The organism is Streptomyces sparsogenes (assembly GCF_001704635.1).
Lineage (GTDB): Bacteria > Actinomycetota > Actinomycetes > Streptomycetales > Streptomycetaceae > Streptomyces > Streptomyces sparsogenes.
In genome coordinates, this window is the sequence record NZ_MAXF01000072.1 from 1 (window position 1) to 24,713 (window position 24,713).

25 protein-coding genes and 2 pseudogenes are annotated in these 24,713 nt (G+C 73.4%); 11 read left to right on the forward strand and 16 right to left on the reverse strand.

The window, feature by feature from the left end:
- Nucleotides 1-1,138 (reverse strand): hemolysin family protein (locus BBH68_RS14295; RefSeq protein ID WP_065962368.1); only part of this gene is annotated, 1,138 nt, incomplete at its 3' end.
- 282 nt (nucleotides 1,139-1,420) lie between these two features.
- Here BBH68_RS14295 and BBH68_RS14300 point away from each other — a divergent pair.
- The gene (locus BBH68_RS14300) at nucleotides 1,421-2,458 is read left to right on the forward strand and encodes a sporulation protein (RefSeq protein ID WP_065962369.1); all 1,038 of its coding nucleotides are present in this window, start codon (nucleotides 1,421-1,423) and stop codon (nucleotides 2,456-2,458) included.
- A 123-nt stretch (nucleotides 2,459-2,581) separates the two neighbouring features.
- Nucleotides 2,582-3,037: a tellurite resistance TerB family protein gene (locus BBH68_RS14305; RefSeq protein WP_065962370.1), complete on the forward strand. Its 456-nt coding sequence runs from the start codon at nucleotides 2,582-2,584 to the stop codon at nucleotides 3,035-3,037.
- Nucleotides 3,038-3,061: 24 nt separating this feature from the next.
- Here the strand turns inward: BBH68_RS14305 and BBH68_RS14310 are convergent, their stop codons facing one another.
- Together BBH68_RS14310 and BBH68_RS14315 are read right to left on the reverse strand one after the other, a co-directional pair.
- Entirely contained in the window at nucleotides 3,062-4,009 is a 948-nt protein-coding gene (locus tag BBH68_RS14310) for a M56 family metallopeptidase (protein ID WP_065962372.1), read from the reverse strand.
- A 1-nt stretch (nucleotide 4,010) separates the two neighbouring features.
- Nucleotides 4,011-4,415, reverse strand: a complete 405-nt coding sequence (locus BBH68_RS14315) for a BlaI/MecI/CopY family transcriptional regulator (RefSeq protein WP_065962374.1) — start codon at nucleotides 4,413-4,415, stop codon at nucleotides 4,011-4,013.
- Between the two features lie 212 nt (nucleotides 4,416-4,627).
- On the opposite strand from BBH68_RS14315, the gene BBH68_RS14320 reads away from it, so the two are divergent.
- From BBH68_RS14320 to BBH68_RS14340, 5 genes and pseudogenes are all read left to right on the forward strand, one after another.
- Nucleotides 4,628-5,203, forward strand: a complete 576-nt coding sequence (locus tag BBH68_RS14320) for a TerD family protein (protein ID WP_065962376.1) — start codon at nucleotides 4,628-4,630, stop codon at nucleotides 5,201-5,203.
- Nucleotides 5,204-5,274: 71 nt separating this feature from the next.
- A pseudogene (locus BBH68_RS14325) lies at nucleotides 5,275-5,508 on the forward strand (twin-arginine translocase TatA/TatE family subunit); the annotation flags it as partial.
- A 262-nt stretch (nucleotides 5,509-5,770) separates the two neighbouring features.
- A complete protein-coding gene (locus BBH68_RS14330; protein ID WP_483855352.1) occupies nucleotides 5,771-6,910 on the forward strand; it encodes a serine/threonine-protein kinase in 1,140 nt (379 codons plus the stop codon).
- Nucleotides 6,911-7,042: 132 nt separating this feature from the next.
- Nucleotides 7,043-7,306 (forward strand): annotated as a pseudogene (locus BBH68_RS14335) (response regulator transcription factor); the annotation flags it as partial.
- 165 nt (nucleotides 7,307-7,471) lie between these two features.
- Entirely contained in the window at nucleotides 7,472-8,839 is a 1,368-nt protein-coding gene (locus BBH68_RS14340) for a DUF1996 domain-containing protein (protein ID WP_425428814.1), read from the forward strand.
- Between the two features lie 89 nt (nucleotides 8,840-8,928).
- On the opposite strand, the gene BBH68_RS14345 is transcribed toward BBH68_RS14340, so the two are convergent.
- Nucleotides 8,929-9,573, reverse strand: coding sequence for an NAD(P)-dependent oxidoreductase (locus BBH68_RS14345; RefSeq protein ID WP_065962380.1), 645 nt, complete (start codon nucleotides 9,571-9,573; stop codon nucleotides 8,929-8,931).
- On the reverse strand, nucleotides 9,570-10,529 hold the full coding sequence (locus BBH68_RS14350; RefSeq protein WP_174589024.1) for an EamA family transporter: 960 nt from the start codon (nucleotides 10,527-10,529) through the stop codon (nucleotides 9,570-9,572). The genes BBH68_RS14345 and BBH68_RS14350 overlap by 4 nt, the downstream gene beginning before the upstream one ends.
- A gap of 89 nt (nucleotides 10,530-10,618) precedes the next feature.
- Here BBH68_RS14350 and BBH68_RS14355 point away from each other — a divergent pair, with 89 nt between their 5' ends.
- Complete coding sequence (locus tag BBH68_RS14355; RefSeq protein WP_065962382.1) at nucleotides 10,619-11,497, forward strand: LysR family transcriptional regulator; 879 nt, start codon at nucleotides 10,619-10,621, stop codon at nucleotides 11,495-11,497.
- Nucleotides 11,498-11,528: 31 nt separating this feature from the next.
- Here the strand turns inward: BBH68_RS14355 and BBH68_RS14360 are convergent, their stop codons facing one another.
- The 3 genes from BBH68_RS14360 to BBH68_RS14370 all read right to left on the reverse strand — a co-directional run bounded on the left by BBH68_RS14360 (nucleotide 11,529) and on the right by BBH68_RS14370 (nucleotide 14,680).
- Nucleotides 11,529-11,819 carry an alpha/beta hydrolase family protein gene (locus BBH68_RS14360; protein WP_065962383.1) on the reverse strand — a complete coding sequence of 97 codons (291 nt, stop codon included), beginning with the start codon at nucleotides 11,817-11,819 and terminating at the stop codon, nucleotides 11,529-11,531.
- A gap of 292 nt (nucleotides 11,820-12,111) precedes the next feature.
- Entirely contained in the window at nucleotides 12,112-13,539 is a 1,428-nt protein-coding gene (locus BBH68_RS14365; RefSeq protein WP_065962385.1) for an amidase, read from the reverse strand.
- Between the two features lie 181 nt (nucleotides 13,540-13,720).
- Nucleotides 13,721-14,680: a nitrilase family protein gene (locus BBH68_RS14370; RefSeq protein ID WP_079150987.1), complete on the reverse strand. Its 960-nt coding sequence runs from the start codon at nucleotides 14,678-14,680 to the stop codon at nucleotides 13,721-13,723.
- Nucleotides 14,681-14,861: 181 nt separating this feature from the next.
- Here BBH68_RS14370 and BBH68_RS14375 point away from each other — a divergent pair, with 181 nt between their 5' ends.
- A complete protein-coding gene (locus BBH68_RS14375; protein WP_065962387.1) occupies nucleotides 14,862-15,878 on the forward strand; it encodes a LacI family DNA-binding transcriptional regulator in 1,017 nt (338 codons plus the stop codon).
- Nucleotides 15,879-15,913: 35 nt separating this feature from the next.
- Here the strand turns inward: BBH68_RS14375 and BBH68_RS14380 are convergent, their stop codons facing one another.
- Nucleotides 15,914-16,873, reverse strand: coding sequence for a D-2-hydroxyacid dehydrogenase family protein (locus BBH68_RS14380; protein WP_065962389.1), 960 nt, complete (start codon nucleotides 16,871-16,873; stop codon nucleotides 15,914-15,916).
- A 79-nt stretch (nucleotides 16,874-16,952) separates the two neighbouring features.
- Between BBH68_RS14380 and BBH68_RS41950 the strand changes: the two genes are divergently transcribed.
- Nucleotides 16,953-17,612: a hypothetical protein gene (locus BBH68_RS41950; RefSeq protein WP_065962391.1), complete on the forward strand. Its 660-nt coding sequence runs from the start codon at nucleotides 16,953-16,955 to the stop codon at nucleotides 17,610-17,612.
- Here the strand turns inward: BBH68_RS41950 and BBH68_RS14390 are convergent.
- Together BBH68_RS14390 and BBH68_RS14395 are read right to left on the reverse strand one after the other, a co-directional pair.
- Nucleotides 17,543-17,938 (reverse strand): putative quinol monooxygenase, encoded by a 396-nt coding sequence (locus BBH68_RS14390; protein ID WP_079150988.1) that lies wholly within the window; start codon nucleotides 17,936-17,938, stop codon nucleotides 17,543-17,545. The two genes, BBH68_RS41950 and BBH68_RS14390, sit on opposite strands and share 70 nt — an antisense overlap.
- Before the next feature lie 29 nt (nucleotides 17,939-17,967).
- The gene (locus BBH68_RS14395) at nucleotides 17,968-19,032 is read right to left on the reverse strand and encodes an aldo/keto reductase (RefSeq protein ID WP_065962393.1); all 1,065 of its coding nucleotides are present in this window, start codon (nucleotides 19,030-19,032) and stop codon (nucleotides 17,968-17,970) included.
- 178 nt (nucleotides 19,033-19,210) lie between these two features.
- Here BBH68_RS14395 and BBH68_RS14400 point away from each other — a divergent pair, with 178 nt between their 5' ends.
- Entirely contained in the window at nucleotides 19,211-20,134 is a 924-nt protein-coding gene (locus BBH68_RS14400) for a helix-turn-helix transcriptional regulator (protein WP_065962394.1), read from the forward strand.
- Here BBH68_RS14400 and BBH68_RS14405 read toward each other — a convergent pair.
- The 5 genes from BBH68_RS14405 to BBH68_RS14425 all read right to left on the reverse strand — a co-directional run bounded on the left by BBH68_RS14405 (nucleotide 20,050) and on the right by BBH68_RS14425 (nucleotide 24,558).
- Nucleotides 20,050-20,742, reverse strand: a complete 693-nt coding sequence (locus tag BBH68_RS14405; RefSeq protein ID WP_065962396.1) for a hypothetical protein — start codon at nucleotides 20,740-20,742, stop codon at nucleotides 20,050-20,052. The two genes, BBH68_RS14400 and BBH68_RS14405, sit on opposite strands and share 85 nt — an antisense overlap.
- A 114-nt stretch (nucleotides 20,743-20,856) precedes the next feature.
- Nucleotides 20,857-22,161, reverse strand: a complete 1,305-nt coding sequence (locus tag BBH68_RS14410; RefSeq protein ID WP_079150989.1) for an ABC transporter permease — start codon at nucleotides 22,159-22,161, stop codon at nucleotides 20,857-20,859.
- Nucleotides 22,161-22,817 carry an ABC transporter ATP-binding protein gene (locus tag BBH68_RS14415; protein WP_065962397.1) on the reverse strand — a complete coding sequence of 219 codons (657 nt, stop codon included), beginning with the start codon at nucleotides 22,815-22,817 and terminating at the stop codon, nucleotides 22,161-22,163. Before BBH68_RS14415 ends, BBH68_RS14410 begins: the two co-directional genes overlap by 1 nt.
- Entirely contained in the window at nucleotides 22,814-24,013 is a 1,200-nt protein-coding gene (locus BBH68_RS14420) for an efflux RND transporter periplasmic adaptor subunit (RefSeq protein WP_065962399.1), read from the reverse strand. The genes BBH68_RS14415 and BBH68_RS14420 overlap by 4 nt, the downstream gene beginning before the upstream one ends.
- Nucleotides 24,013-24,558 (reverse strand): hypothetical protein, encoded by a 546-nt coding sequence (locus BBH68_RS14425; protein ID WP_065962400.1) that lies wholly within the window; start codon nucleotides 24,556-24,558, stop codon nucleotides 24,013-24,015. The genes BBH68_RS14420 and BBH68_RS14425 overlap by 1 nt, the downstream gene beginning before the upstream one ends.
- Nucleotides 24,559-24,713: the final 155 nt, after the last annotated feature.

A 24,713-nucleotide genomic window follows, 5' to 3' on the forward strand; every position in this document is an offset into this window, starting at 1 on the left:
CGAGGCCGATGCCGGCGAGCTGGTCGAGGCGGACGCCGCCGTCGGCCTCCCAGACGGCGCGGCCGTCGTCGGCGGGCGGAGCGGGCAGCAGGTCGGGGGGGTCGAGCGGGTCGTGTTCGTCGCGGACCTCGCCGATGACCTCCTCGACGACGTCCTCGACGGTGACCACCCCGGCGGTGCCGCCGTACTCGTCGATGACCACGGCCATGGCGCCCTCGGCGCGCAGGCGCTGCAGCAGGGTGCCGACGGGCAGGGTGTCGGGCACCAGCAGCGGGCGCGTGGCCAGGTCGGTGACGGGGGTGGCGGCGCGCTTGGCCGGGTCCAGGGCGAGCACGTCGCGGATGTGGACGGTGCCGATGACCTCGTCCAGGCTGTCGCGGTAGACGGGGAAGCGGGACAGGCCGGTGGCGAAGGTGAGGTCGGCGGCGTCGGCGGCGGTGGCGTGGGCCTCCAGGGCCTGGACGTCCACGCGCGGGGTCATCACGTTCTCGGCGGTCAGCTCGCCCAGGTGGAGGGTGCGGACGAACAGCTCGGCCGAGTCCTGCTCGATGGCCCCCCGCTCGGCGGAGTGGCGGACCAGGGCCACCAGTTCCTCGGGGGTGCGGGCGCCGGCCAGTTCCTCGGCGGGCTCCAGGCCCATGCGGCGTACGAACCGGTTGGCGGTGTTGTTGAGGTGGCGGATGAAGGGCGAGAAGGCGGCGGTGAAGCCGCGCTGGGGGCCCGCCACGACCTTGGCCACGGCCAGCGGGCGGGAGATGGCCCAGTTCTTGGGCACCAGCTCGCCGACCACCATCAGCACCACCGTGGAGACGGCCACGCCCAGGACGGTGGCCACCGAGGAGGCGGCGCCGCCCAGGCCGACGGCCCGCAGGGGCCCGAGCAACAGCGCGGCGAGTGAGGGCTCGGCGAGCATGCCGATCACCAGGGAGGTGACGGTGATGCCCAGTTGGGCGCCGGACAGCTGGAAGGTCAGCCGGCGGACCGCCGCCAGCGCGCCCCCGGCGCCGCGCTCGCCCGCCTCGGCGGCGCGCTCCAGCTCACCGCGCTGGACGGTGGTGAGCGAGAACTCGGCGGCCACGAAGACCGCGCAGGCCAGGGTGAGGACCAGGGCGAGGAGGAGCAGCAGGACCTCGGTCACCGTGCCACCCCCCACTTCCTGCTCGACTGCCGACGGGGGACGACACGGCCGGTACTGGGAGGTTCACCCATGGCGGGTCCGCCGCTCCTTTCCTCGTTCTCTCAGGGTTTCCGGGGTCTCTCGGGGCTTTCCGGAGCCTCGGGGTTTCCGGGGGACGCATCCTCCCCCAGCCAACGTAAAGGGATGGTAAAGCATTCCCGAGGGGACGCGCCGCCTCTATGCTTCTACATGCGTGTAGAGAACGACGCGGAACAGAATACTTGTGAAGGAGTGAACGCCGCGATGGTGTTCAAACGACTGCTCGGCTCCCTCGGCATCGGCGGCCCCACCGTGGACACGGTCCTGGAGGGCGGCCCGGTGCGCCCCGGTGGCGCGCTGAGCGGCCAGGTCCACCTCAAGGGCGGGTCCTCGGACTTCGACATCGAGCAGATCACCCTGGAGCTGGTCGCCCGGGTCGAGGCCGAGTACGAGGAGGGCGAGCGCGAAGGCGTCGTGGCCTTCGACCGCTTCACGGTCGGCGGCGGGTTCCGGCTCGCCGAGGGGGAAGACCGCAGCGTCCCGTTCTCCGTCACCCTCCCGTGGGAGACGCCCGTCACCGAGCTGTACGGGCAGCCGCTGGGCATCGTCCTGGGTGTGCGCACCGAACTGGCGGTGGCGGGCGCCAAGGACAAGGGCGACCTGGACCCGCTGACCGTGGGCCCGCTGCCCGCCCAGGAGGCGGTCCTGGAGGCCTTCGGACAGCTGGGCTTCGGCTTCAAGTCGGCCGACCTGGAACTGGGTCACATCCGTGGCACGGGGCAGACGCTGCCGTTCTACCAGGAGATCGAACTCACCCCCGCGCCGCAGTACGCCCACGCCGTGAACGAGATCGAGGTCACCTTCCTCGCCCACCCCGGCGGCATGGAGGTCGTCCTGGAGGCCGACAAGCGCGGCGGGCTCTTCTCCGGCGGCCACGACGCCGTCAACCGCTTCACGGTCGGCCACGAGGGCGTCGAACACCGCGACTGGAACGCGGAGGTGGACGCCTGGGTGCGGCAGATGGTCGAGAACCACGGCTCGTACGGCTCCCACGGCGCGCCCTACGGGCAGGGTTACGGCCACCACGACGGGTATGCGCACGACGGCCACGGCCACGGACACGGACATGGCCACGGACACGGACATGGCCACGGGCACGACGGCCACCACCGCTCCGGCCCGAGCACCGGCGCGGTGGTCGCGGGCGTCGCGGCCGGGGTCGCGGTCGGCGTGGTCGGCGGCATCGTGGCGGCCGAGGTGGTCGACGAGATCGGCGACGCCTTCGAGGACGAAGAGGACTGAGGCGGCAAAGAGGACCGAGACGGCGAAGAGGACCGAGCCGACGAAGGGGACGACCGAGCCGGAAGGCCGCGCGCCCTGCTAGCTTTTACACCACTGTAGAAACACCTCACGTACGGAGTTCTCATGGCCCTGTGGGATCGCATCAAGGATTCCGCCCAGACGATGCAGACCCAGCTCGTCGCGAAGAAGAACGACCTCAAGAGCGGGGCGTTCCGCGACGCGAGCATGGCGATGTGCGCCCTGGTCGCGGCGGCCGACGGCAGCGTCGACCCGTCCGAGCGGCAGCGCGTCGCCCAACTCATCGCCACGAACGAGGTGCTGCAGAACTTCCCCGCGGACGACCTGCAGCGCCGCTTCAACGACTACCTCAACAAGCTCACCGCCGACTTCGACTTCGGCAAGGTCAGCCTGTTGCAGGAGGTCGCCAAGGCGAAGAAGAAGCCCGCCGAGGCGCGGGCCGTCATCCAGATCGGCATCGTCATCGGCGGCGCCGACGGCGACTTCGACAAGACCGAGCAGGCCGTGGTCCGCGAGGCCTGCTTCGCGCTCGACCTGCCGCCGGCCGAGTTCGACCTGTAGGCCAACGCCTCCGGCGCCGGCGCCCTACAGGGGGGTGGCGGCCTGGAGGACGAGGAACAGCGCCACCGCCGCGTTCGCCGAGGACAGCGCGGACGCGGCGGTGCCGGCGGCCGCGATCCACGCGGCCAGCCCGGCCGCGGTGGCCACCGGCGGCCACCACCGGGCCGGGGGCACCGGGCCCAGCAGCGCGGCCACCCGCCGGGGCACGGGCCCGGGCGCGGCGAAGCCCGCCAGCGTGGGGGCGGGCGTGCCCTGGGAGACCAGGGCCGCCTTGCCCACCGCCCGCGCCATCACCCGGCGGTCCCCCACCGCCCGGGCCGCCTCCTCGTCGGCCCACCGCTCCGCGCAGTAGGCCACCGCGCCCCGCAGCGCGTGCAGCAGCGGGTTCGCCCGCGCCGCCAACTGGGCCACCAGGAGGTGGCGGTGGTGCCGCCCGTCCAGGTGGGCCCGCTCATGGGCGATCAGCGCCTGCCTCTCTCGCGCGGTCAGGCAGTCCAGCATCGCGGTGGAGACGACGATCCGCCCCCGCTCGCGACACGCCCCGGGCCCGCCCGGCAGGGCGTACGCGTACGCCTTGCCGTCGGGCAGCACCGCGACCGGCGACTGCGGCAGGCCGGCCAGCGCCGCCTGGGCGCGCCGCCGCACGCTCACATGCCGCACCACCGTGGCCGTACAGCCGACGGCCACCACGGCCAGCGCGCCGATCGCGGCCTTCCCGGCCACCTCGTCGTACGGCACCGCGGCCCGCACCTCGGGGTCGGACCAGCCGTCCGGGAGCGGATTGCCCGGCAGTTGGGCCGTGCCGACGACGACCAGCAGGCCCAGGCACAGCGTCGAGCACAGCGCGAGCACGCCCCCGACGAAGGTCAGCAGGCGGGTGGCGGCACGCGGGTGGAGATGCTGCTCGGCCAGGCGCGCGATCGGCAGCGCCGTGAGCGGCAGCACCAGGGGGAGGAAGACGAACACGCCCATGTCAGCCCTCCGACTCCTCCGCGGCCTCGCCCAACAGGTCGCGCAGCAGCCGCTCGTCGTCCGCCGACAGCCCCGTCACAAAGCTCGCCAGCACGGCCTCCCGGTCGTCCTGGCCGTCCAGCACCCGGCGCATCCGCAGCGCGGCCAGGCCCGCCTCGTCGGCCTGGGCCCGCCACACGAACGACCGGCCCACCCGCTCCCGCGCCACGGCCTGCTTGGTGTGCAGCCGGGAGAGGATCGTCATCACCGTCGTGTACGCCAGGTCGCCCTCGAGCCGCTCCTGCACCCAGGCCGCCGTGACCGGGCCGCCCGCCCGGCACAGCACCTCCAGGACCTGCGCCTCCAGCTCGCCCTGCCCGCGCCGACGAGAACGCGGGCGCGGACCGTCCTTGTCCTGGTCCCTCACACCGTCTCCCTCCGCTCCGCCGGGACGCGCCGTACGCCGCCGGGCCGCGCGCTGCTCGCGGCCGGCTGACACAGGACCGTACCTCCTCGGAGGCCCCGCACCGGCCCCCTGAGTCTTCTACAGTGATGTAGATTTTGCTTCCGGCCCATCGGGCGCAGACCCCTTGGGCACTGACCCATCGGGCACTGGCCCACCGAGCACAGGAGGAGAACGTGGGAGTTTCCCTGTCCAAAGGCGGCAACGTCTCGCTCACCAAGGAGGCACCGGGCCTGACGGCCGTCCTGGTCGGCCTCGGCTGGGACGTGCGGACCACGACAGGCACGGACTACGACCTGGACGCCAGCGCCCTGCTCCTGGAGGAGTCCGGCAAGGTGGCCTCCAACCAGCATTTCGTCTTCTACAACAACCTCACCAGCCCCGACGGCTCGGTCGAGCACACCGGCGACAACCTCACCGGCGAGGGCGAGGGCGACGACGAGGTCATCAAGGTCGACCTGGCCGCCGTACCCGCCGAGGTCACCAGGATCGTCTTCCCGGTGTCCATCCACGACGCCGAGGCACGCGGCCAGAGCTTCGGCCAGGTGCGCAACGCCTTCATCCGCGTCGTCAACCAGGCCGGCGGCGCCGAGATCGCCCGCTACGACCTGAGCGAGGACGCGGCGACGGAGACCGCGATGGTCTTCGGCGAGCTGTACCGCCACGGCGCGGAGTGGAAGTTCCGGGCGGTCGGCCAGGGTTACGCCTCCGGCCTCGCGGGCATCGCCGCCGACTTCGGCGTCAACGTCTGATCCGCGACGGCCCCGGCGCCGGCCCTCACGTCACCCCGACCGCACCGCCACGCCCAGGAAAGCAGGTACCGATGCTCGGGATCAGTGAGCTCTCGCTCCTCCTCATCGTCGTCATCGTCGTGATCGGGGCCAAGAAGCTCCCGGACCTGGTCCGCTCCATGGGCAAGTCGGCCCGCATCCTCAAGAGCGAGGCCAAGGCGATGAACTCCGACGCCTCGCCCGCCGTCTCCCAGGACGGGTCCGGACACCGGGTGATCCGGGCCGAGCCCGGCGATGTCATCCGCTCCCGGACGGAGACCGATCCGGGCCACGGCAAGGAGGGCGGCAAGGACGGCGGCACAGGCGACGACAACGGCACGGGCCGGGGCCACGGCACGGGCACCGGCAGCGGCGCCGGGCCGCGCTGATCGCGCTCAGGCGGGGGCCACGGCCGCACAGCACCGAGCGGAACTGTCGGTACCCTGAAGCGGTCGCGGTCCCCCCACCACCACCTCGTACGGTGCCGTTGTCCGTCCGCGTCGGTTTGCTTCAGGTTCGATCAGGATCGAGGTTGGTGCGCACGTGCTGGTGGCGGATCGGTACCGGTTGGAGACGCCCATAGGCCGCGGAGGCATGGGCGAGGTCTGGCGCGCCACCGACGAGGTGCTGAGACGGACGGTCGCCGTCAAGTTGCTGATCGGGGACGACCCCGGCTCACAGGCGGCGGCCCGCTTCCGGCTCGAGGCCCAGACGGCGGCCCGGCTGAGCCACCCCAACATCGTGGGCGTCTTCGACTTCGGGGCGCGCGACGGGCGTTTCTACCTGGTGATGGAGTTGGTCGAGGGCCGCAGCCTCGCCCAGGAGCTGGCCGCCGAGGGCACGCTCCGCGCGGAGCGGGTGGCCGCGGTCGCCGCCCAGGCGGCCGCGGGGCTGGCGTCCGCGCACCGCACGGGGATCGTCCACCGGGACATCAAGCCGGGCAACCTGATGTCCGATGCCGACGGGATGGTCAAGATCGGCGACTTCGGGATCGCCCGGTTCGTCGACGACCCCGCCACCGCGCTCACCACTGCCGGGCAGATCATCGGCACCAGCCTCTACCTCGCCCCCGAGCGCGCCCTGGGGCGGCCCGCAGGGCCGGCCTCCGACGTGTACTCGCTGGGCTGCCTGCTGTACCAACTGCTGACCGGCACCCCGCCGTTCCAGGCGGACACCTCCGCCGCCACGCTCGCCCAGCACATCGACGCCCCGCCGCTGCCGCCCAGCCACCGGGGCGCCGCCCTGCCGCCCGCCTTCGAGAACTACCTGCTCGGCATGCTCGCCAAGCAGCCCGAGGACCGCCCCACCGCGCAGCAGATCGCCGACTGGTTCGGCTCCGGCGCCTGGCAGGGCCGCCCCGAGCCCATGCCGGAGCCCATGCCCGCCCCCGCGCCCGCGCCCGCCGCCATGCCGGGGCCGCCCCCGCACGCCCAGGTCTTCGGCACCACACCGGTCGCCGGCCCGGCATCCGGAGCGGCCACCATGCCGCCCCGCGCGCCCGAGACACCTTCCGTGGCCACGTACCGCCTGCCCCAAGCCGCCGCGCCGGCCGACCGACGGCGCCGGCCCGCCCCCGCGCAGCGGCAGGGCGCCCGCGAACTCGTCCGGCGCCGGCCGAGGGTGGCGAGCCTGATCGCCGGTCTGGTGGCCTTCGTCATCGCGATTCTGATCGGCATCGCCTTGTTCTGATCCGCCGACGGGCCCCGCGGTCAGCCGGACACGGGCCGGGCTTCCAGCGTCCGTTTGATGACGTCCATGCCCTGGACCATGGCCGCCCCGATGGGCTCGGCGAGGTCGTCGGGGAGTACGTCATGGTACGCCCGCCGGGACCCCCAGACCGCCGCGCTCCACCGCGACCTGGCGGCCCTGACCCCGCGCGAGGCGGAGGTCCTGCGGCTGCTGGCGCAGGGCCTGAGCAACGCCGAACTCGCCGCCCGGCTCCGTCTGTCCGAGGCGACCGTCAAGACGCATGTGGCCCGCATCCTCGCCGAACTCCAGCTCCGCGACCGCGTCCAGGCCGTGGTCGTCGCGTATGAGACCGGGCTGGTCAGCCCGGGTGGACGGCGGGAGACCGACGGCGGCTGAGAAGAACCGCCCCGGTTTCCGTATCTCTTCGGTATGCGACGACAACCGATGAGGGGCGGCCCGGGCGGCCCGGTGAAAAGCAGGAAGAGACACAAGCGGTCCCGAGTGATCGTGATCTCCGTGGTCGGTGCGACGGCGTTGGCCGTGGGGGGCGGAGCGCTCCTGATGACCGACAACAACGCCTCGGCCGCCAAGGAGACCCCCGCGCAGCAGGCGGCCGCGCGGGCCGGGATGACGGTCAAGTGCCCGGATGTCGCCACCAGCCTGTCGAGCGTGCCGCAGCAGGCTCGGCCCGCCGTGAACGACGAGCTGGCGAAGATGGACAGCCAGATCGCCGACGCCTACCGGCGGCTCACGGCCCAGGGCACGCGGGCCGACCAGGAGTTCCTGCGCACGCGGGTGCTGGGCCCGCTGACGGCCGAGCGGCGGCAGACCCTCGACCGCATCGCCACCGAGATCGAGAAGGCCGCCACCCGCCCGTCGGGCCTGGACTCGCTCGCGTCCTGCACGGTCAAGCAGGACACCGCGGCGCTCGCGGCCGCGCCGGACGCCCAGGCGCAGGGCGGGGGCGGGCAGGCGCAGGACAGTCAGACGCAGGGCAGTCAGGCGCAGGGCGGGGGCGGGCAGACGGCGGGCGGACAGGCGCAGGGCGGGCCGCAGCGGTCGGACTTCGTGGACATCCGCAAGGTGAGGCCCAACGTGAAGAAACCGCGAGTGCGGGCCAGGGGCTCCAAGGGCACCTTCTCCTCCCGCTGCGGGCGCAACCAGAACAAGCACTTCAACTCCGACAACGTCATCGTGGCCCCGGGCGTGAGCAACGGCGCCCACCACATGCACGACTACGTCGGCAACCTGAAGACCGACGCCTTCGCTTCCAACGAGGTCCTCGCCTCCGCCGGGACCACCTGCACCAACGGCGACCGTTCCACCCACTACTGGCCGGTCCTGCGGCTGCGGGACGGCACGAAGGAGGCCGACGCGGGCGCCCCGGGCGGCGGGACGGAGGGCAACATCGGGCGCATCCTGCGGCCCGCGTCCGTCCGGATCAGCTTCCGCGGCAACCCGGTGTCCAAGGTCGCGGCGATGCCCCGTTTCCTGCGCATCATCACCGGTGACGCCAAGTCGTTCACCAACGGAACGGCCAACGCCAACGCCTCCTGGAGCTGCACCGGCTTCGAGGACCGCCAGCTGAAGGACAAGTACCCGCTGTGCCCGAAGGGCAGCAACGTGGTGCGCACGTTCACGTTCCAGAGCTGCTGGGACGGCAAGAACGCCGACAGCGCGAACCACCGTACGCACGTGGCGTTCGCCCGCGCCGACGGCTCGTGCCCGCAGGGGTTCAAGGCCATCCCGCAGCTGGTGCAGCGGATCACCTACAAGGTGGCGCCCGGCGCGAGGAACATCGCGGTGGACAGCTTCCCCGAGCAGCTGCACAAGCCGGTGACGGACCACGGGGACTTCATCAACGTGATGTCCTCGAAGCTGATGAAGCGGGCGGTGAACTGCATCAACAGCGGCCGTCGCTGCGGCTGACGCGCAGCGGCCCGGCAGGGGCTCCCACCCCTGCCGGGTCTACCACGCGACCCTGACGCCCAGGGCCGGTTGCCCAGGGCCGGTTCCGCTCAGCCGTCGGCCTGGTGACCGACGGTGAAGTGCTGGTCCCCGCCCGGGTTCTCGAGTTCGTCGAGGACGGCCACGGCGAGGTCTTCCGCCGAGATCCGGGACGTACCGTCGGCGTCGGCTATGAGGGTGGTGGTCCCCCGGCGGTACGCGCCGGTGCGCTGTCCGGGTTCGAGGAGCGCGGGCGGGCTGAGGTAGACCCAGTCGGCCGGGTGGGCTCGGCAGACATCCAGTTGCGCGGCGCTGGCGGCGGCGAGGGTGCGGAATTGCCGTGGCACGTAATCCGGGCTCTCGAGGACGAGCCGGTCGGGGTGTCCCGGGATCCGCAGCGGGGCGGCGCCGCCGACGACGAGGATCCGTGCCCCGGCCGCCGCGGCGGCGTCGAGCAGGGCGGTGGTGGTGGGGACGGCGGTGTCCTCGTGGCCGGGGGCGGGGCGGGTCGCGGCCACGATCGCGTCGGCGTCCTTGAACAGCCGGCTCATGTGGTCGGTGTCGGTCGCCTCGCCCTCGACGGCGGTCACCCCGGACGGCAGGTCGGCCGGCCGCTGGGTGCGGAACACCGCGACGAGGTCATGGCCCCGGCTCACGGCTTCGGTGACGACGCGCGAGCCGACCATGCCTGCGGCTCCGACGACGACGATCTTCATCGAGGTGTCCTTTCGGGGGTGGGTGTCGCGGGGGTCGGTGTCGAGCCCGACGTGCGGGTGCGGGCGGGGGCGGGGAGCTGTCCGGCGACGATGGCGGCGAGCGAGAGCCCGAACCCGAGGAGCTGGACGGGGCCGAGCGTCTGGTCGAGCAGGACGGCGCCGAGCACGGCGGCGACCAGCGGCGAGAGCAGGCCGAGCACCGCGACCGAGGTCACGGGCAAGGTGGTGATGCCCTGGAACCACAGGGCGTAGCTGATCAGCCCGCCCACCAGGCCCAGCCACAGGTAGCCGAGGGCGGCGGCGCCGTCGATCGCGGGAGGCGGCCCCTCGACGAGGAAGGTGACGGGTACCAGGAAGAGCCCTCCGGCGGTCAGCTGCCAGCCCGCGAAGGCGGTGGGCCCGACCCCTGCGGGGCGTCCCCAGCGCTTGGTGAGCGTCACGCCGAGCGCCATGGTGACCGCGCCGGCCAGCCCCGCCACGATCCCCGTTGTGTCGAGCGCCGCGCGCGGCCCGATCACCACCAGGCCGACGCCGACGACGCCGATCACCCCCCACAGCAGGCGCCAGACGGACAGCCGCTCGTGGAGCACGGTCACGGCCAGCACGGCCACGCCGAGCGGCTGGGCCGCCCCCAGGGTCGCGGCGACACCTCCCGGCAGCCGCTCGGCCGCGACGAACAGCAGCGGCAGGAACAGCCCGATGTTCAGCACGCCGAGCGCCGCGGCCTTCCCCCACCAGGCCCCGCGCGGCAGGGTCCGGGTGACCGCGAGCGCGATCAGCCCGGCGGGCAGCGCCCGCAGGAGCCCCGCGAACAGGGGGTGTCCGGGCGGGAGAAGCTCGGTCGTGACCACATAGGTCGTGCCCCACACCAAGGGGGCGAGCGCCGTCAGCGCGGTGCGCGGCAGGTCTCCGCGGCGGATCCCCCCGGCTCCGCCGGACACGGTTCGGCTTGTCATATCCGGAGTCTCGCCGCGCGGGGATCAATGAGTCCAACACATGTTTGTCACGCCATCGATCTCGATTCGCGATAGATCATGATGGATCCATGGAACTCCAGCAGATGCGGTACGTCCTCGCGGTCGCCGAGACGAACAGCTTCACCCGGGCCGCCCAGCGGTGCCTGGTGGTCCAGTCCGCCCTCAGCCACCAGATCGCCCGTCTGGAGCGGGAGCTGGGCGCGCGGCTCTTCGACCGCACCAGCCGCCGGGTGCGGCTGACCCCGGCCGGTGAGGCGTTCCTCCCGGCCGCCCGCCAGTGCCTGGACGCCGCCGAGCGCGCGGCCGCCGAGGTCGCCGCGGCTGTCGGAGAGGTACGCGGGCGGCTCGCCGTGGGCCTGATCCCCACCGTCGCCGCGGTCGACATCCCCCGCGCGCTGCACGACTTCCGCCGGCGATATCCACAGGTGCGCGTCAGCTTGCGGGTGGGCGCGAGCGAGGACCTCGTCGAGCAGGTCAAGCAGGGAACCCTCGACGTGGCCTTCCTCGGGCTGCCGACCACCGCGCACCCCCAAGGCGTCACCACCCGGGAACTCGCCCGCGACCGCCTCGTCGCCGTGGTCGCCCCGGACCACCCCCTCGCCGGCGAGCCCGCGGTCACCCTGCGCAGGCTCTCCACCGAGGTGTTCGTGGACCTCCCGGCAGGGACGGCCGGGCGCGCCCAGTCCGACCAGGCCTTCGCGGCCGCCGACCTGGTCCGTGACGTCGCCTTCGAAGTGACCACCGCGGACCTCATCGCCCGGCTCGTCGGGCAGGGCCTCGGCGTGGCCATGCTCCCCTCCGCCTACGCGCCGCAGCTCGCCGGCGTCGTCACCGTCGAGGTCGCCGACGCGCCGGCCCGGGTGGAGTACATCGTCTGGAGCCGCTTCAGCCTCACCCCGGCGGCGACCGCCTTCCTCGGCGTACTCGACCTCACCCCCGAGCCATGAGCCGGCCCCGGCGTCAGCGGCGCGCGGGGAGTCAGCTCCCCGCCGGGGACGCGAGCAGCTCCCGTACGGCGGCGCCGATGAACTCGACGTCCTCGGGGTTGGCCCCGGCACCCGTGAGGTGGCCCCACTCGCCGGGGATGACCCGCACCTCCCCGTGCGGGATGTGAGCCGACGCCCAGACCTCGTCCTCGGGCGGGAAGTAGAGGTCCTTCTGCGCCGGCATGGCGAGCGTCCTGGCGGTGATGGTGCCGAGCGCCTTGACGACGTCCCCGCCCGCCCCCTCGGTCGCGCCCACGTCCGCGTGCTGCCACGTCCAGACCATCGCGAGCAGGTCGTTGGTGTCCTGGCCCGCGAAGTTGGCTTCCCGGACACGACACCGCCCACTGGTACGTCTGCTGCGCGCCCATGGAGCAGCCGATCACCAGCTCCAGGCGCTCGATGCCGAAGTGGCCGCGCACCAGGGCGCGTTGGACGCACACGTTGTCGCGCATCGTGATGTGCGGGAAGTCGGCGCCGGCCTGGGGCGCGGGGGTGTTGGAGGGCGAGGAGGACAGGCTGAGTAGTCGCTTGGCGTGGTCATGGGATGTTCCTGTTTCTGGTCAGGTCAGGTCAGCTCAGGGGAGTCGGGTCAGGCGGTGGGCGAGGGCGGCCGCCTTGGCCTCGTCTCCGGGACGGCATACGAGCTGGAGGGCGACGGGCAGTCCGTCGACCGTCCCGGCCGGGAGGCTGAAGGCGGGCAGGCCCAGGACGTTCCACGGGCTGGTGAGGGAGAGCAGGGCGTCGCGCACGGGGATGACGCGACCGTCCGGGGCCACCTCGCGGGCGCCGAGCGGCGGAGCGGTGATCGGAACGGTCGGAAGGGCCAGCACGTCATGCCGGCCGAAGAGCTCCCCGACGGCGCGGATGAGGGCCGCGCGGGTGTCGAGCGCCGCCGCGTACCGCTCGGGGGAGACGGCCGACGCGGCCTGGAGCCGGCGCAGCACCTCCTCGTCGTACAGGCCCGGCGCCTGCTCCATGCGCCGGGCGTGCAGCGCGGACGCCTCGGCGCCCTGGATGGCCGAGTAGGCCTCGCGGCAGGCTCGCGCCCGGCGCCACGCCACGTCCGGCACGGCGCCGACCGCCGTCTCCAGGGCGCGCCGCACCGTGGCCGCGACGCGGGGGTCCCCCGGCGGGGGCGTCTCCTCCGTGAGCCATCCGACGCGGTCGGTGTCCTGGGCGAGGCCGGTGTCCGGGGTGAGGCACGCGTCCGCCGCCCCGTCGAGGCGATGGCCACGCCCCTCGCGCTCCGCCAGCGCGTCGTGGACGGTGAGGCAGTCCCGCACCGTGGGGGCGTGGACGCCGACGTGGTCGAGCGTCCGGGACAAGGGCAGCACGCCGTGCGTCGGTATCGCGTCGTAGGCGGGTTTGAAACCGACGACGCCGCAGAGGGCGGAGGGGATGCGGACGGAGCCGCCGGTGTCCGTGCCGAGCGCGAACGCCACCATCCCGGCGGCGACCGCGGCGGCGCTCCCGGCGCTCGAACCCCCGGCCATCCGGGTGAGGTCGCGGGGGTTGCGCGTCGGGCCGTGGACGGAGCGGTCCCCCGTGGGCCCGTACGCGAACTCGTGCGTCGTCGTCTTCCCGACGATCACCGCGCCGGCCCGGCGCAGCCGCCGTACGCACGCGGCGTCGGTGCGGGCGACGCGGCCGGCGAGGTGGGCCGAGCCCGCCGTGGTGGGCAGGCCGGCCACGTCGATCATGTCCTTGATGCCGGCGGGCAGGCCGTGCAGCGGTCCGCGGTCCAGGCCCTCGCCGAGCTCGCGGTCGGCCTGGCGCGCCGCCGCCAGCGCGCCGCCCGCGTCCACATGGGCGAAGGCGTTCACCCGGGGGCCGGACCCGGCGATGGCCTCCAGGGCATGACGGGTGAGTTCGACCGATGTCGTGCGGCCCGCCCGCAGTTCCGTGGCCAGCTCGCCGATCGTCCGGCCGGCGAAGAAGCCCGGGGCGGCGGCATCGGGGTCGGCCGCGGCGGCGGCATCAGTGGTGGGGCAGAAGCTGGTCATGAAGGAGGGTCCTTGGTTCGGTGGCCGGTCGTTCAGAAGCCGGGGCACAGGCCGAGAAGTCGACCGCCTTCAGGCACCAGCCGGCCAGGACACCGGCCACGGCCGCCGTCGCGACACCCACCCGCCGGGGGGTGTCGCGAGCGCGTCGGTCCAGGGCTGTCTCGCCTGCCACGAGGCGCACCTATCGGGGGGCGGCGGGGCTCAGCGTGTAGCCGAGCATGGGGTCGTACAGGTCGGTGCGGCGATCGCGGATCAGGTCGTTGAGCTGGTTCCAGACGGGCGCGCCGCGGGCGGCGACGATGTCGATGTCGGCCGTCAGGATGCGCTCCTCGTCGGGCCCGGCCACCTCTCCCAGGGGCCATCCGTTGGTGCCCGCGATCAGCGAACACCCCAGGAAACGCGCGTCCCGGTCCGTGCCGATCCGGTTGGCCGCGGCGATGAACACGTTGTTCACGTGCGCGGCCGTCATGGTCAGGTAGGAGGCCATGCACCGCCCGGACTCGTCGAACAGCGGCGGCGGGGTCCACACCCAGTTGTTGACGCTGCAGATGATGTCGGCCCCCTGCTGCGCGAGCAGGCGCGGCACCTCCGGGAACCAGATGTCCCAGCAGATGAGGAGGCCGATCCGGCCGATCGGGGTCTGGAACACGGGGAAGCCGAGGTCACCCGGTTCGAACCAGAGCTTCTCCGTGTTCCACAGGTGGGCCTTGCGGTAGTGGCCCACATATCCGTCCGGGCCCACCAGTACGGCGGTGTCGTACAGCCGCGCGCCGTCCCGTTCGGCCAGCCCGCCGACGAGGTGGACCCCGCGCTCGCGGGCGAAGGACTCCCACGCGCGGACGGTCTCCCCCGAGGGGACCTCCTCGGCGTGCTCGTACGCCTCGGCCCGGGTGGCGAAGGTGTATCCGGTGGCGCACAGCTCGGGCAGCACGATGAGCGTGGCCCCGTCGTCGGCGGCACGGGCCGCGAGGCGCAGCCCGTGCTCGACGTTGCGACGGCGGTTCTCCACTCCCACCTGCGCGTCGCACTGGACGACGGCGACCCTGGCGGGACTGACCCGGCGGTCGGCCTGGTCGGGCTGATCGGGCTGATCGGGCCGGTCGGGCCGGTCGGGCCGGTCGGGCTGGGGGGAAGTGCTCATGGTTCTCGCCTCTCGTCATTTCGTCATTGACCGCGGAACCCAAACGTTTGGGTACGCAAGACCAAGCCAAAACAAATGACCCAAACCCATAGCCCAAACGTTTGGCCCAATCGTTTGGGCTATGATGGGCACGCGCTCGAAGCGTCGTCAAGAGCAGCGGCCGAGAGAAGGCAGAACACAGATGGCAGACGGTGCGCGGCCGGTCACCCTGCAGTCCATAGCCAAGGAGCTGGGGCTCCACGTCTCCACGGTGTCGCGCATCCTGAACGGCCCGGCGGCCACCGGGGCGCGGGCGGCGTCCACCGCCACCGCCGACCGGGTCCGCCGGCTCGCCGCCGAACTGGGCTACCGGCCCGACCCCCACGCCACCGGGCTGCGCACCCGGCGCAGCAATCTGATCGGCGTGCTCGTGCCCCGCATGTCCGACCTGGTGCTCGCCATGATCCACGAGGGCATCGAGGAAGCGGCCACCGCCAAGGGGCTCTCCACCATCGTGGTCAACACCCTCGACCGGCCCGAGACCCGCCGGGCGCGCACCGACATGCTCATCGCCCGCCGCACCGACGGCCTGATCTTCGGCGATGCCCGGGTGGAGGACGACTTCCTGGCCGAGGTCGCGGCCCGGGGCACACCGTTCGTCCTGGTCAACCGGCACTCGGCGGACCACCCCTCGGTCACCTGCGACGACTGGCTCGGCGGCCGGCTGGCGGCGGACCACCTCCTGGGGCTCGGCCACCGTGACGTCGCGATCATCGCGGGCGAACCGCACGCCAGCACGGGGGTGGACCGCGTCGGCGGCTTCCTCGAGCGCTGCGCGGAAGCGGGGGTGCCGGTGCCGGGCGACCGGATCGCCCATGGCGGTTTCGACACGGCGGCCGGCCGTGCGGCCGCCGACCGTCTGCTGGCCGCCGATCCCGCGCCCACCGCGATCTTCGCCGTCAATGACTTCGCCGCGATCGGCGCCCTGGGGGCGGCGCGGGACCGCGGCCTTCGCGTCGGCGAGGACCTCGCGGTCATGGGCTACAACGACACCCCTCTCGCGGCCGAACTGCCCCTCCCCCTGACCAGCGTGCTGTCATCGACGCACGAGATGGGACGGCGGGCGCTCGCGATGCTGGTGCGGATCCTGGCGGGGGAACGGCCCCCGTCGGAACGGCTGCGGCCCGTCCTCACCGCCCGGGCCTCCACGGGCTGTTAGGGGGGTGTCGTCGAAGCAGCGGCGTCGGGGCGCCGTCAGCCGAGGCGGCGGACGGGGGAGCCGTCGAGGAACGCCTGGATGTCCTCGACCGCCTCGCCGTAATACCTGCGGTAGTTGTCCCGCGTGACATAGCCGAGGTGCGGGGTGGCCAGCAGCCGGGGCGCGGTGCGCAGGGGGTGGTCCGCCGGCAGCGGCTCGATGTCGAACACGTCCACCGCCGCCCCCGCGAAGGACCCCCGCCGCAGCGCGTCGAGGAGCGCGTCCTGGTCGACGATGGCAGCCCGCGAGGTGTTGACGAGATACGCGGTCGGCTTCAGCAGCGCCAACTCACCGGCGCCCAGCAGACCTCGGGTGCGGTCGCTCAGCGCGAGGTGGACGGAGACCACGTCGCTGGAGGCCAACAGCTCCTCCTTGGACCCGGCGAGCGCCACCCCGACCTCGTCGGCCCGCTCCCGGGTCAGGTTCTGGCTCCAGGCCGTCACCTCCATGCCGAAGGCCTGCCCGATCCGCGCCACCCGGCTGCCGATCTTGCCCAGCCCCAGCAGCCCCAGCCGCCGGCCGTGCAGATCGGCCCCGACCGTGCTCTGCCAGGGCCCGCCCGTACGCAGCGCGGTGTTCTCCACGACCAGGCCCCGGGCGAGGCCGAGGATCAACGCCCAGGTCAGCTCGGTCGGCGGGGTCTGGGAGCTGGCCGTGCCGCAGACCGTCACGCCGTGCCGCTCGGCCGCCGCGTAGTCGATCACCGAGTTCCGCATGCCCGAGGCGACCAGCAGCTTCAGCTTCGGCAGCCGGGCGAACAGCGAGGCGGGGAAGGGGACGCGCTCGCGCAGCGTGACGACGAGGTCCATGTCGGACAGGGCCGCGACCAGCTCGTCCTCGGTGCCGAAGTGCTCGCCGAAGCTCACGACCTCCACCCGGTCCAGGACGGGCGTCCAGTCCGCGCTGCGGAGGGCGGCTCCCTGGAAGTCGTCGAGCACCGCGCAGCGCAACTTCATCGGGATTCCTCCGTACGAACCTCACCGGGCCGCCTGTGACGCTGTTCCCGGCACAGGTTTATCGGCCATACTGCCAGCCGTGGAGCAGCGCATAGGACCGAGCACCCCGCCCGTGCCCGCCGCCGGGTTCGATCCGGCGTTCATCCCCGGCCTCACGGCCCCACGCCCAGCGGAGGAGGAAACCCCGGACGAGAAGGCTGAGCAGCAGCCGCTCCAGGACGCCGACGCGGCGGCCGAGGCCGAGACCCGGGCCGTGGACGCGGTGGCCGAGGACGGCGCCGGCAACGCCGATGACGCCGAGGCGAAGGCCGGCACGGACGAGGCCGGGACGGCCAAGGCCGTGCGGGACGGGGCCGATACGGCCGAGGACGCGCCGGAGAAGGCCGCGCCGGACGAGGACGACACCGACGGGCCCGTCTTCGAGGCCGCCGACCGGCGCGCCTCGATCAGCGCCGGCCGTCGCGGTGTCACCCTCCACATGGACGGGGAGACGGCCGAGTTCGACTGGGACGAGGTCGGCGCGGTCGAGATCGACACCCCGCGGTTCGGGCGCCGGTTCTCCGTCACGGTCTACACGACCGCGCGCCGCTGGTACGAGGCCGAGGTCCAGGCGCCGGCCAGGAGCGCGCTGAAGACGTGGACGGCCGAGCTCGACGCAGTGCTGGACGCCTACTTCGAGGACGCCAAGCCGTCGGAGGCCAAACCCTCGGCCGCCAAACCCTCGGACACCGACTCCTGAGCCACCGGCTCCTGAGCCAGCGCCCCCTGAGCCAGCGCCCCCTGGACCACCAGCCTCCGTACGGCCATCGGCTCGGCGAGCACCAGGTCCAGCACCTGCCGCGCGTGGTGGACGTGGGGCGTGGCGCCGTGCCGGGCGAGGGCCTCGGGGCCCGTCCACTCCGCCACGACCACCATGTGACCGGGGTTGTTGGGGTCGGCGTAGGGCCGGTAGGCCAGACAGCCGGGCTCTTCCAGGGACGGTTCGATCAGCGCCTCGAGGGTGGTGCGCAGCCGGTCCTCCCGGCCCGGCCGCGCCACGCACTCGGCGATCACGACGAGGGACATGGCGGTTCTCCTCGCGGTGGATCCCACCGTCAGGGGCGGGCCGGGCCGGTGCCCGCGCCGGTGGCGGTGATGGCGGAGGCGATCTCGTCGAGGTCGGCCGGCGTCAGCTCCACCGCGCCCGCCCCGATCCAGCCGTCGACCTGGCCGGGCGTACGGGCGCCCACGATGGCCCCGGTGATGCCGGGCCAGGCCAGCGCCCAGGCGATGGCCACCTCGGCGACGGAGACACCGCGCCGCTCGGCGATCGGCCGCAGCGCGTCGGCCAGCCGCAGATTGGCGGCCAGGCCGGTGGTGAAGTCGGCGTGTGCGGAGCGCCAGTCGTCGGCGGAGAGGTTCGCGGCGCGCTCGGCGGAGAACGCGCCGGTGAGCAGCCCGGACTGGAGCGGGGAGTAGACGATCACGCCGGTGTCATGGGCGTGCGCCCAGGCGATCTCGGCGGCGGCTGAGCGGTTGATGGCCGAGAACGGCGGCTGGATGACATCGACGTGGGCGATCCGCTCCGCCGCCTCCAGCAGCGCGGGCGAGTGGTTGGACAGGCCGATCGCCCGGACCTTGCCCTCCGCCTTCAGATCGGCCATGACCTGCCAGTACTCCTCCAGCGGCGTGGCGTTCGGGGACGCCGCGCCGGAGCCGTCGCCCGCGTACTCCAGCGACTCGCCGGTGTCGGGCCAGTGCACCTGGTACAGGTCGATGTGGTCGACGCCCAGCCGCCGCAGCGAGTCCTCGATCTCGCGCCGCACACTGGCGGGCTTCATGATCCGGCGGGGCGCGGCCTTCGGATCGGCCGGGTCCCAGACCAGCCCGACCTTGGTGAACAGATACGGGCGCTCGGCCTCGGGCAGCCCGGCGACGGCCTTGCCGACCAGTTCCTCGGAGTGGCCGAGCCCGTAGACGGCGGCGGTGTCGATCCAGTTGACGCCGGAGGTGACCGCGTGGCGGATCGCGGCGATCGACTGGGCGTCGTCGGTGGCTCCCCAGCTGAAGCGCCAGTTGGCCCCGGACACCGCCCAGGAGCCGAAGCCGGTCCGGGTGATGTCCATGCCGGTGGTGCCGAGCGGAAGGGCGGGGAGTCCGTTGACGGTGGTCGTACTCATGGGTGGGTGTCTCCTGTTACGAGAAGGGTGGCCGGGGGCCGTGGTGGGCGCCCGGTGGGCCGGAACCGTTCCGGCGAGAGCAACTCTCCTCGTCCGGTGGCGGCGTACCCAGCGGCAGCCGGTGCCTGGGCACGGCATGACCAGGCTGGGCGGCGCGCGGGCCGGGGATACTTGGCGCATGGCATTGGACAGACGCGCGGAACTCGGCGAGTTCCTCCGGTCCCGGCGGGCCCGGCTGCGGCCCGAGGAGCTGGGCCTGCCGGGCTACGGCGGCCGCAGGCGGGTCCCGGGCCTGCGCCGGGAGGAGCTGGCCCAGCTGGCCGGGGTGAGCGTCGACCACTACGTCCGGCTGGAGCAGGGCCGTACCCTGCACTTCTCCGAGGCGGTCCTGGACGCGGTCGCCCGGGCGCTGCGGCTGGACACCGTGGAGCGCGAGCACCTGTACCGGCTGGCCCGCCCCTGGTCGGACACCGACCGCACGGACGATACGGACCGTCCGCAGCGCGTTCGGCCGGGGCTGCGGCGGCTGCTGGACTCGGTGACCGACGTCCCCGCCTATATCGTCGGGCGTAACACGGATGTCCTGGCCTGGAACCACCTCGCCGCCGCCCTGATCACCGATTTCGGCGCGCTGCCGCCCGACCGGCGCAACCTGGCCCGGCTCGTCTTCCTGGACGAGGGGATGCGCAGCCTGTACGCCGACTGGCCCGGCAAGGCCGCCGATGTGGCCGCCTACCTGCGCCTCGACGCGGCCCGCCACCCCGACGACCCGGGGACGGCGGCGCTCCTCGCGGAACTCTCCGCGGCCTGCCCCGAGTTCCGGGAGGTCTGGGCGGAACACCGGCTCAAGGACAAGACCCACGGGCGATACGTCTACCGCCACCCCGTCGTCGGCGAGCTGGACCTGGGCTTCGAGACCCTCCGCCTGCCCGACGACCCGGACCAGGCGCTGATCGCCCACACCGTCGAGGAGGGCTCCCCGTCCGAGACCGCGCTGCGGCTGCTGGCGGCGTGGGCTCAGGAGCGCGTCGAGGACGGCGGCCGGGCGGCGCGCGGCGGCGCGCCGAGCGCCTGCGCGGTCGGGGCGGAGTCCGGCTTGTAGGAGACGGACACCAGCGGCTCGTCCAGGCCGGGGTCGGTGAAGGTCAGCACCAGCACCGGATAGTCGGCCGCGTCATTGCTGCTGGGCTTCGGCGTGGACTGCACCAGGTCCCGCATCCCATAGCCGTTGCGCAGCGCCGAGCGCGGCAGCTCGACCGTGAAGTAGAGCGGATCCGCCCGGGTGACCCGGATCCTGCCGCTCCGCGCCCCGGCGCCCTTGACGGACCGCGGCGACAGCCCGCGGGCCTGTGCCATCAGCCCCTTCCCGTGCGGGGCGCAGACGCGGACCGACACGCTGCCGGGGGCGAGGGGGGTCCGCAGGGCGAGCGGGCGGCGATCGGTGGTGATGGTCGCGTCGATGGTGAAGCGCATCCGGCCGCCCAGGTGCGACTCCGACGCGTATCCATGGGCGAGCCCGGTCAGCCGGGGGCCTTGGTACTCGACCGGGGGAACGGACACGTCCTTCAGGCAGGGGTCCTCGGCGCTCCACGTGGCGGCATCGCCGTCCCCACCGCCGCCCCGCGCGCCGCGACTTCCCGCGTACGCCAGCGCGAGCAGCCCCAGAACCAGCGCCGCGATCAGCGCGTACGACCGCCGCGACAGATTCACCCCGCCCCTCCTTGCCCCGCCCCACCCGGCCCGGCCATCCAACCACGTCAGGCGGACATGCCGGCGGGCCGTCCGCCCGGCCCCCGTGGGCACCGGGCGGGCGGCCCTCCCTGTTCAGGGCGTGGCCAGGGCCTCCGTCGGGGAGAGCCGGGAGGCGCGGATCGCCGGGTAGAGGCCGGCCAGGCCGCCGATCGCGAGGGTCGCGGCCAGGCCGACGAGCAGCGCCCACGGCGGGACCACGACGGGCCAGCCCCGCGAGAGCGCGTAGCCCGCGGTGACCCCGGCGCCCAGGAGCGCCCCGCCCGCTCCACCCAGGGCGGACAGGAGCAGGGATTCCGTGAGGAACTGGCCGCGGATCTGGCCCCTGGTCGCGCCCAGGGAGCGGCGCAGCCCGATCTCCGCGCGGCGTTCCAGCACCGAGATGACCATCGTGTTGGCCACCCCGACGCCGCCGACGAGCAGCGCCACCGCGCCAAGGCCGAGAAGCAGCCCGGTGAAGGCCTCGCCCGCCGCCTGCTGGGCGGCAAGGGCGTCTGAGGGGCGGGAGACCTCGACCTCGCCGGGCGCCTCGGGGTTGGCGGTGGCGCCCAGGACGGAGGCCACCGACTCCACCGCGGACTCCTCCGAGCGGGTGTAGATCGTGGTGGGGCGCCCGTCGAAGGACAGCTCGGCCTCGGCCTCGGCCCAGCCGACGAGGGCCGCCGTGTCCAGCTCGGCGGCGAGCGGGGCGGGTTCGAGGACGCCCACGACGGTGAACCACTGGCCGCCGATGAGGATCTGGGTGTCGGGGCCGGCCCGCCCGATCCCGAGCCGTTCCGCGGCGGTGGCGCCGAGGACGACGGCCGGGTAGCGGCTGGTGGCGGCGTTGAGCCAGGTGCCGCTGCGCAGCTCGGCACCGATGGTGGCGCGCAGACTGGTGCGGACGGCGTAGGTGGCGAGGCCGTTGGTCTCGGCTCCGGGGATCTTGTCGGTGCGGTAGACCTTCGCGCCAGGGAGCTTGCCGACGGCCGACACCGAGTACACCGGGCCGATCCGCGCCACCATCTCCTCCGCGGTGGCCGGGAGCCTGGCCTGGCCGCCGGACATCGTCGAACCGGGCGAGGCGGTGAGCAGGTTGGTGCCCAGCGCGGCGAGGGCGCGGTCGAGATCGGCGCGGGAGGAGGACGAGATGCCGACCACCGCGACCATCGCCGCGATGCCGATGGCGATGCCCAGCGCGGAGAGGAAGGCCCGCATGGGGCGGGTGCGCAGGCCCACCGCGCCGACCTTGACCACATCGCGCGGGCGCAGCCGGGCGGGGCGGAGGGCGCCGGCGTGCGGCCGATCCGTACGCCCGGGGCGGTCCGTGCGGCCAGGGCGGTCCGTGCGGGCTTCCACGGGCGCTTCGGCGGGCGTGTCCGGGTGCGTGTCCATGGCCATCAGTCCGACACCGTCCGCCCGTCGCGCATCCGCACCTGCCGGGGCAGACTGTCGGCGATCTCCCAGTCATGCGTAATGATCACGACGGTGGTGCCCGCGGCGTGCAGTTCCCGCAGCAGCCGCATCACCTCGGCCCCGGAGTGCGAGTCGAGCGCCCCGGTCGGCTCGTCGGCCAGCAGCAGCGCCGGCTCGCCGACCACCGCCCGAGCGATGGCGACGCGCTGGCGCTCGCCGCCGGACAGCTCGTGCGGGTGGTGGCGCACCCGGTGGCCGAGGCCGACCCGGTTCAGCATCAGGGCCGACCGGCGGCGACGTACGCCCGCCGGCAGCCCGGTGTACAGGAGCCCGTCGGCGACGTTGTCCAGCGCCGAGGTGCCGGAGGCGAGGTGGAAGTGCTGGAAGACGAAGCCGATGCGGGTCGCCCGCAACGCGGAGACCTTGGCGTCGGAGAGGGCGCCGATGTCGTACCCGTCGAGGAGCACGCTCCCGCTGGTGGGCCGGTCGAGGGTGCCGAGGATGTTGAGCATCGTCGACTTGCCGGAGCCGGACGGGCCGACGATGCCCACGAGTTCACCGTGCGCGATCTCCAGGCTGACGCCGTCCAGCGCGGTGACCCCGCCCGGGTAGGTCTTGGTGACATCCGTCAGGGAGATCACTTCGGTACCCCCACCTTGGTGCCCTCGGAGATCCCCTTGCCGGAGATCTCCACCCAGCCGTCGGCGAACAAACCGGTGGTGACCGGCACGTACTCCGAGGTCGAGCCGTGGACGGCCTCCACGCCGAAGCCGCCTTCGGCGAGCGCCAGCAGGGCGCCGACCGGCACGGTGAGCACGTCCTTGCGGGTCTCGGAGGTGAAGTCGACGTGCACCGCGGCCAGTGCGTAGCCCTCGGCGGCCTTCCGGCCCGTCCGGTCCTTGAACCCGACGACCACCTCGACCTTCGTCTTCGCCTCCTCCCCCTGTCCGTTGCCTGGCTCGATCACCGTGGAGACGTTCTTGATGGTGCCCTTGACGCTCCGATCGCCTGGCAGCACGACCTCGACGTCCTCACCCTCCTTCGCCAGCCGCTGGTCGGCGGGGTCGAGCTCGGCAGTGACGGCCTGCTCGGTGCCGGTGTACGACAGCACCTTGCCGCCGGGGCCGACCGTGTCGCCCTTGCGGGCCGCCACGCTGTCCACCCGGACCGCACCGGGCGCGAACACCACGCTCCCCAGCTCCACGGCCCCGGTCTCCGCGAGCCCCTGATCCTCCTGCCAGGCGCGCACCGCCTCGGCGGTGGCGGCGGTGTATTCGTCGTCGACCGTGAACCCCGTGTAGCCGAGCGCGCTGAGGTTCTTCTCCAACTGGCGTACGTCCGCGCCCCCGGTGCCCGTCTTCAGGGGGCGGTACGCGGGCGTGGAGCCGTACATCAGCGTGACCGGGCGCCCGTCCTCCTCGTACAGCGCCTTGCCGCGGGTGATCCGGTCCCCCGCCTCGGGCGCCTCGGTGACCGTGCCGGGCCGCCGGGCGGACAGCGTGGTCGTCGGGCCGAAGCCGAGCTGTCCGTCAACGCTCTGGGTGTCCTGGAGCGTCCGGCGGGTCACCTCGGCAGTGCTCGGCGGCAGGTCGCTCGCGACCTTGTCGCCCGAGCCGTGGCCGCCGAGGCCGAGGGTGGCGGCGGTGGCGGCGCCGGCCGCCAGCAGGACCAGGACGGCGACGGCGACCACCTTCCTGCCACGGCCCCGGGCCTTGCGGCGAGGGGACCCGGGGTTCGGCGCTTGCTCGCGGTCCGGTGCCTGCCCGGGGTCCGGCGCCCCGTCGCGCTCCGGTTCCGGCCCGCGCTCCTGTGTGCTGTCCACGACCACCTCTGCCATCAGCCCTTTTCCCTGTGCAGAGTGCCGCCGCCGCCCATGAACTTGTTGCACGCCTTCTCGGCCTTCCCGAAGTCCGGGTCGTCCACGACCGATCCGTCGAGCCGGATGCCGCCCTCCGCCTGCGGGTCGGGGAATTGCTCCACGCCCTGCTCACGCATGCACTTGGCGTACTTGCGCACGTTCTCCTGCGCCTTCGCGTCGGGCTTGCCTCCGACTGCGTTCTGCACCGGGTCCCACTCACGGCAAGCCTCCTGGGCCTTCTCGACCTTGCCCTTGGGAGTGCCGGCCGGGATGGTGAGCCTGATCCCCTCACCGGGCTCCGGGTCCTCCATGTCGATGCCGTGCTCGCGCATGCACTGCGCGAATTTCACGCCCGTCTCCTGCGGGCTCAGCTTCGCGCCGGACTCGCCGCCCCCGCTCTTCTCCGCGCCGTTCGCCGAGGCCACCTTGCCGTCGCCGCCGTCGGAGCCACACCCGGTCAGGGACAGGGCGAGGGTCAGCGCCAGTGGCACGGCCGCGGCCATGCCGAGGATGCGCCTGCTCATCGCGTCGTCTCCTTCTGCTCGATCCGTCCGTACGACAAGGGATGCAAGAGCAGACCGCGTTTCCCCCACGTTTCCGTCGCCCGTCGAGGCGCTCACTAACGGCGCGGAAACGCCGTACCGGGAACCATGGGCCCTGCCCGGGAGAACCGGTAAAG

What these genes read in the sequence shown, in the direction of transcription:
- BBH68_RS14425 (WP_065962400.1), bottom strand. Translation starts at nt 24,558, where the DNA reads ATGAGCAGGCGCATCCTCGGCATGGCCGCGGCCGTGCCACTGGCGCTG.
- BBH68_RS14365 (WP_065962385.1), bottom strand. Translation starts at nt 13,539, where the DNA reads ATGACCAGCTTCTGCCCCACCACTGATGCCGCCGCCGCGGCCGACCCC.
- BBH68_RS14370 (WP_079150987.1), bottom strand. Translation starts at nt 14,680, where the DNA reads ATGAGCACTTCCCCCCAGCCCGACCGGCCCGACCGGCCCGACCGGCCC.
- BBH68_RS14355 (WP_065962382.1), top strand. Translation starts at nt 10,619, where the DNA reads ATGGAACTCCAGCAGATGCGGTACGTCCTCGCGGTCGCCGAGACGAAC.
- BBH68_RS14350 (WP_174589024.1), bottom strand. Translation starts at nt 10,529, where the DNA reads ATGACAAGCCGAACCGTGTCCGGCGGAGCCGGGGGGATCCGCCGCGGA.
- BBH68_RS14310 (WP_065962372.1), bottom strand. Translation starts at nt 4,009, where the DNA reads ATGGGCGTGTTCGTCTTCCTCCCCCTGGTGCTGCCGCTCACGGCGCTG.
- BBH68_RS14375 (WP_065962387.1), top strand. Translation starts at nt 14,862, where the DNA reads ATGGCAGACGGTGCGCGGCCGGTCACCCTGCAGTCCATAGCCAAGGAG.
- BBH68_RS14360 (WP_065962383.1), bottom strand. Translation starts at nt 11,819, where the DNA reads ATGGTCTGGACGTGGCAGCACGCGGACGTGGGCGCGACCGAGGGGGCG.
- BBH68_RS14395 (WP_065962393.1), bottom strand. Translation starts at nt 19,032, where the DNA reads ATGAGTACGACCACCGTCAACGGACTCCCCGCCCTTCCGCTCGGCACC.
- BBH68_RS14345 (WP_065962380.1), bottom strand. Translation starts at nt 9,573, where the DNA reads ATGAAGATCGTCGTCGTCGGAGCCGCAGGCATGGTCGGCTCGCGCGTC.
- BBH68_RS14400 (WP_065962394.1), top strand. Translation starts at nt 19,211, where the DNA reads ATGGCATTGGACAGACGCGCGGAACTCGGCGAGTTCCTCCGGTCCCGG.
- BBH68_RS14380 (WP_065962389.1), bottom strand. Translation starts at nt 16,873, where the DNA reads ATGAAGTTGCGCTGCGCGGTGCTCGACGACTTCCAGGGAGCCGCCCTC.
- BBH68_RS14300 (WP_065962369.1), top strand. Translation starts at nt 1,421, where the DNA reads ATGGTGTTCAAACGACTGCTCGGCTCCCTCGGCATCGGCGGCCCCACC.
- BBH68_RS14390 (WP_079150988.1), bottom strand. Translation starts at nt 17,938, where the DNA reads ATGTCCCTCGTCGTGATCGCCGAGTGCGTGGCGCGGCCGGGCCGGGAG.
- BBH68_RS14420 (WP_065962399.1), bottom strand. Translation starts at nt 24,013, where the DNA reads ATGGCAGAGGTGGTCGTGGACAGCACACAGGAGCGCGGGCCGGAACCG.
- BBH68_RS14410 (WP_079150989.1), bottom strand. Translation starts at nt 22,161, where the DNA reads ATGGCCATGGACACGCACCCGGACACGCCCGCCGAAGCGCCCGTGGAA.
- BBH68_RS14305 (WP_065962370.1), top strand. Translation starts at nt 2,582, where the DNA reads ATGGCCCTGTGGGATCGCATCAAGGATTCCGCCCAGACGATGCAGACC.
- BBH68_RS14340 (WP_425428814.1), top strand. Translation starts at nt 7,472, where the DNA reads ATGACCGACAACAACGCCTCGGCCGCCAAGGAGACCCCCGCGCAGCAG.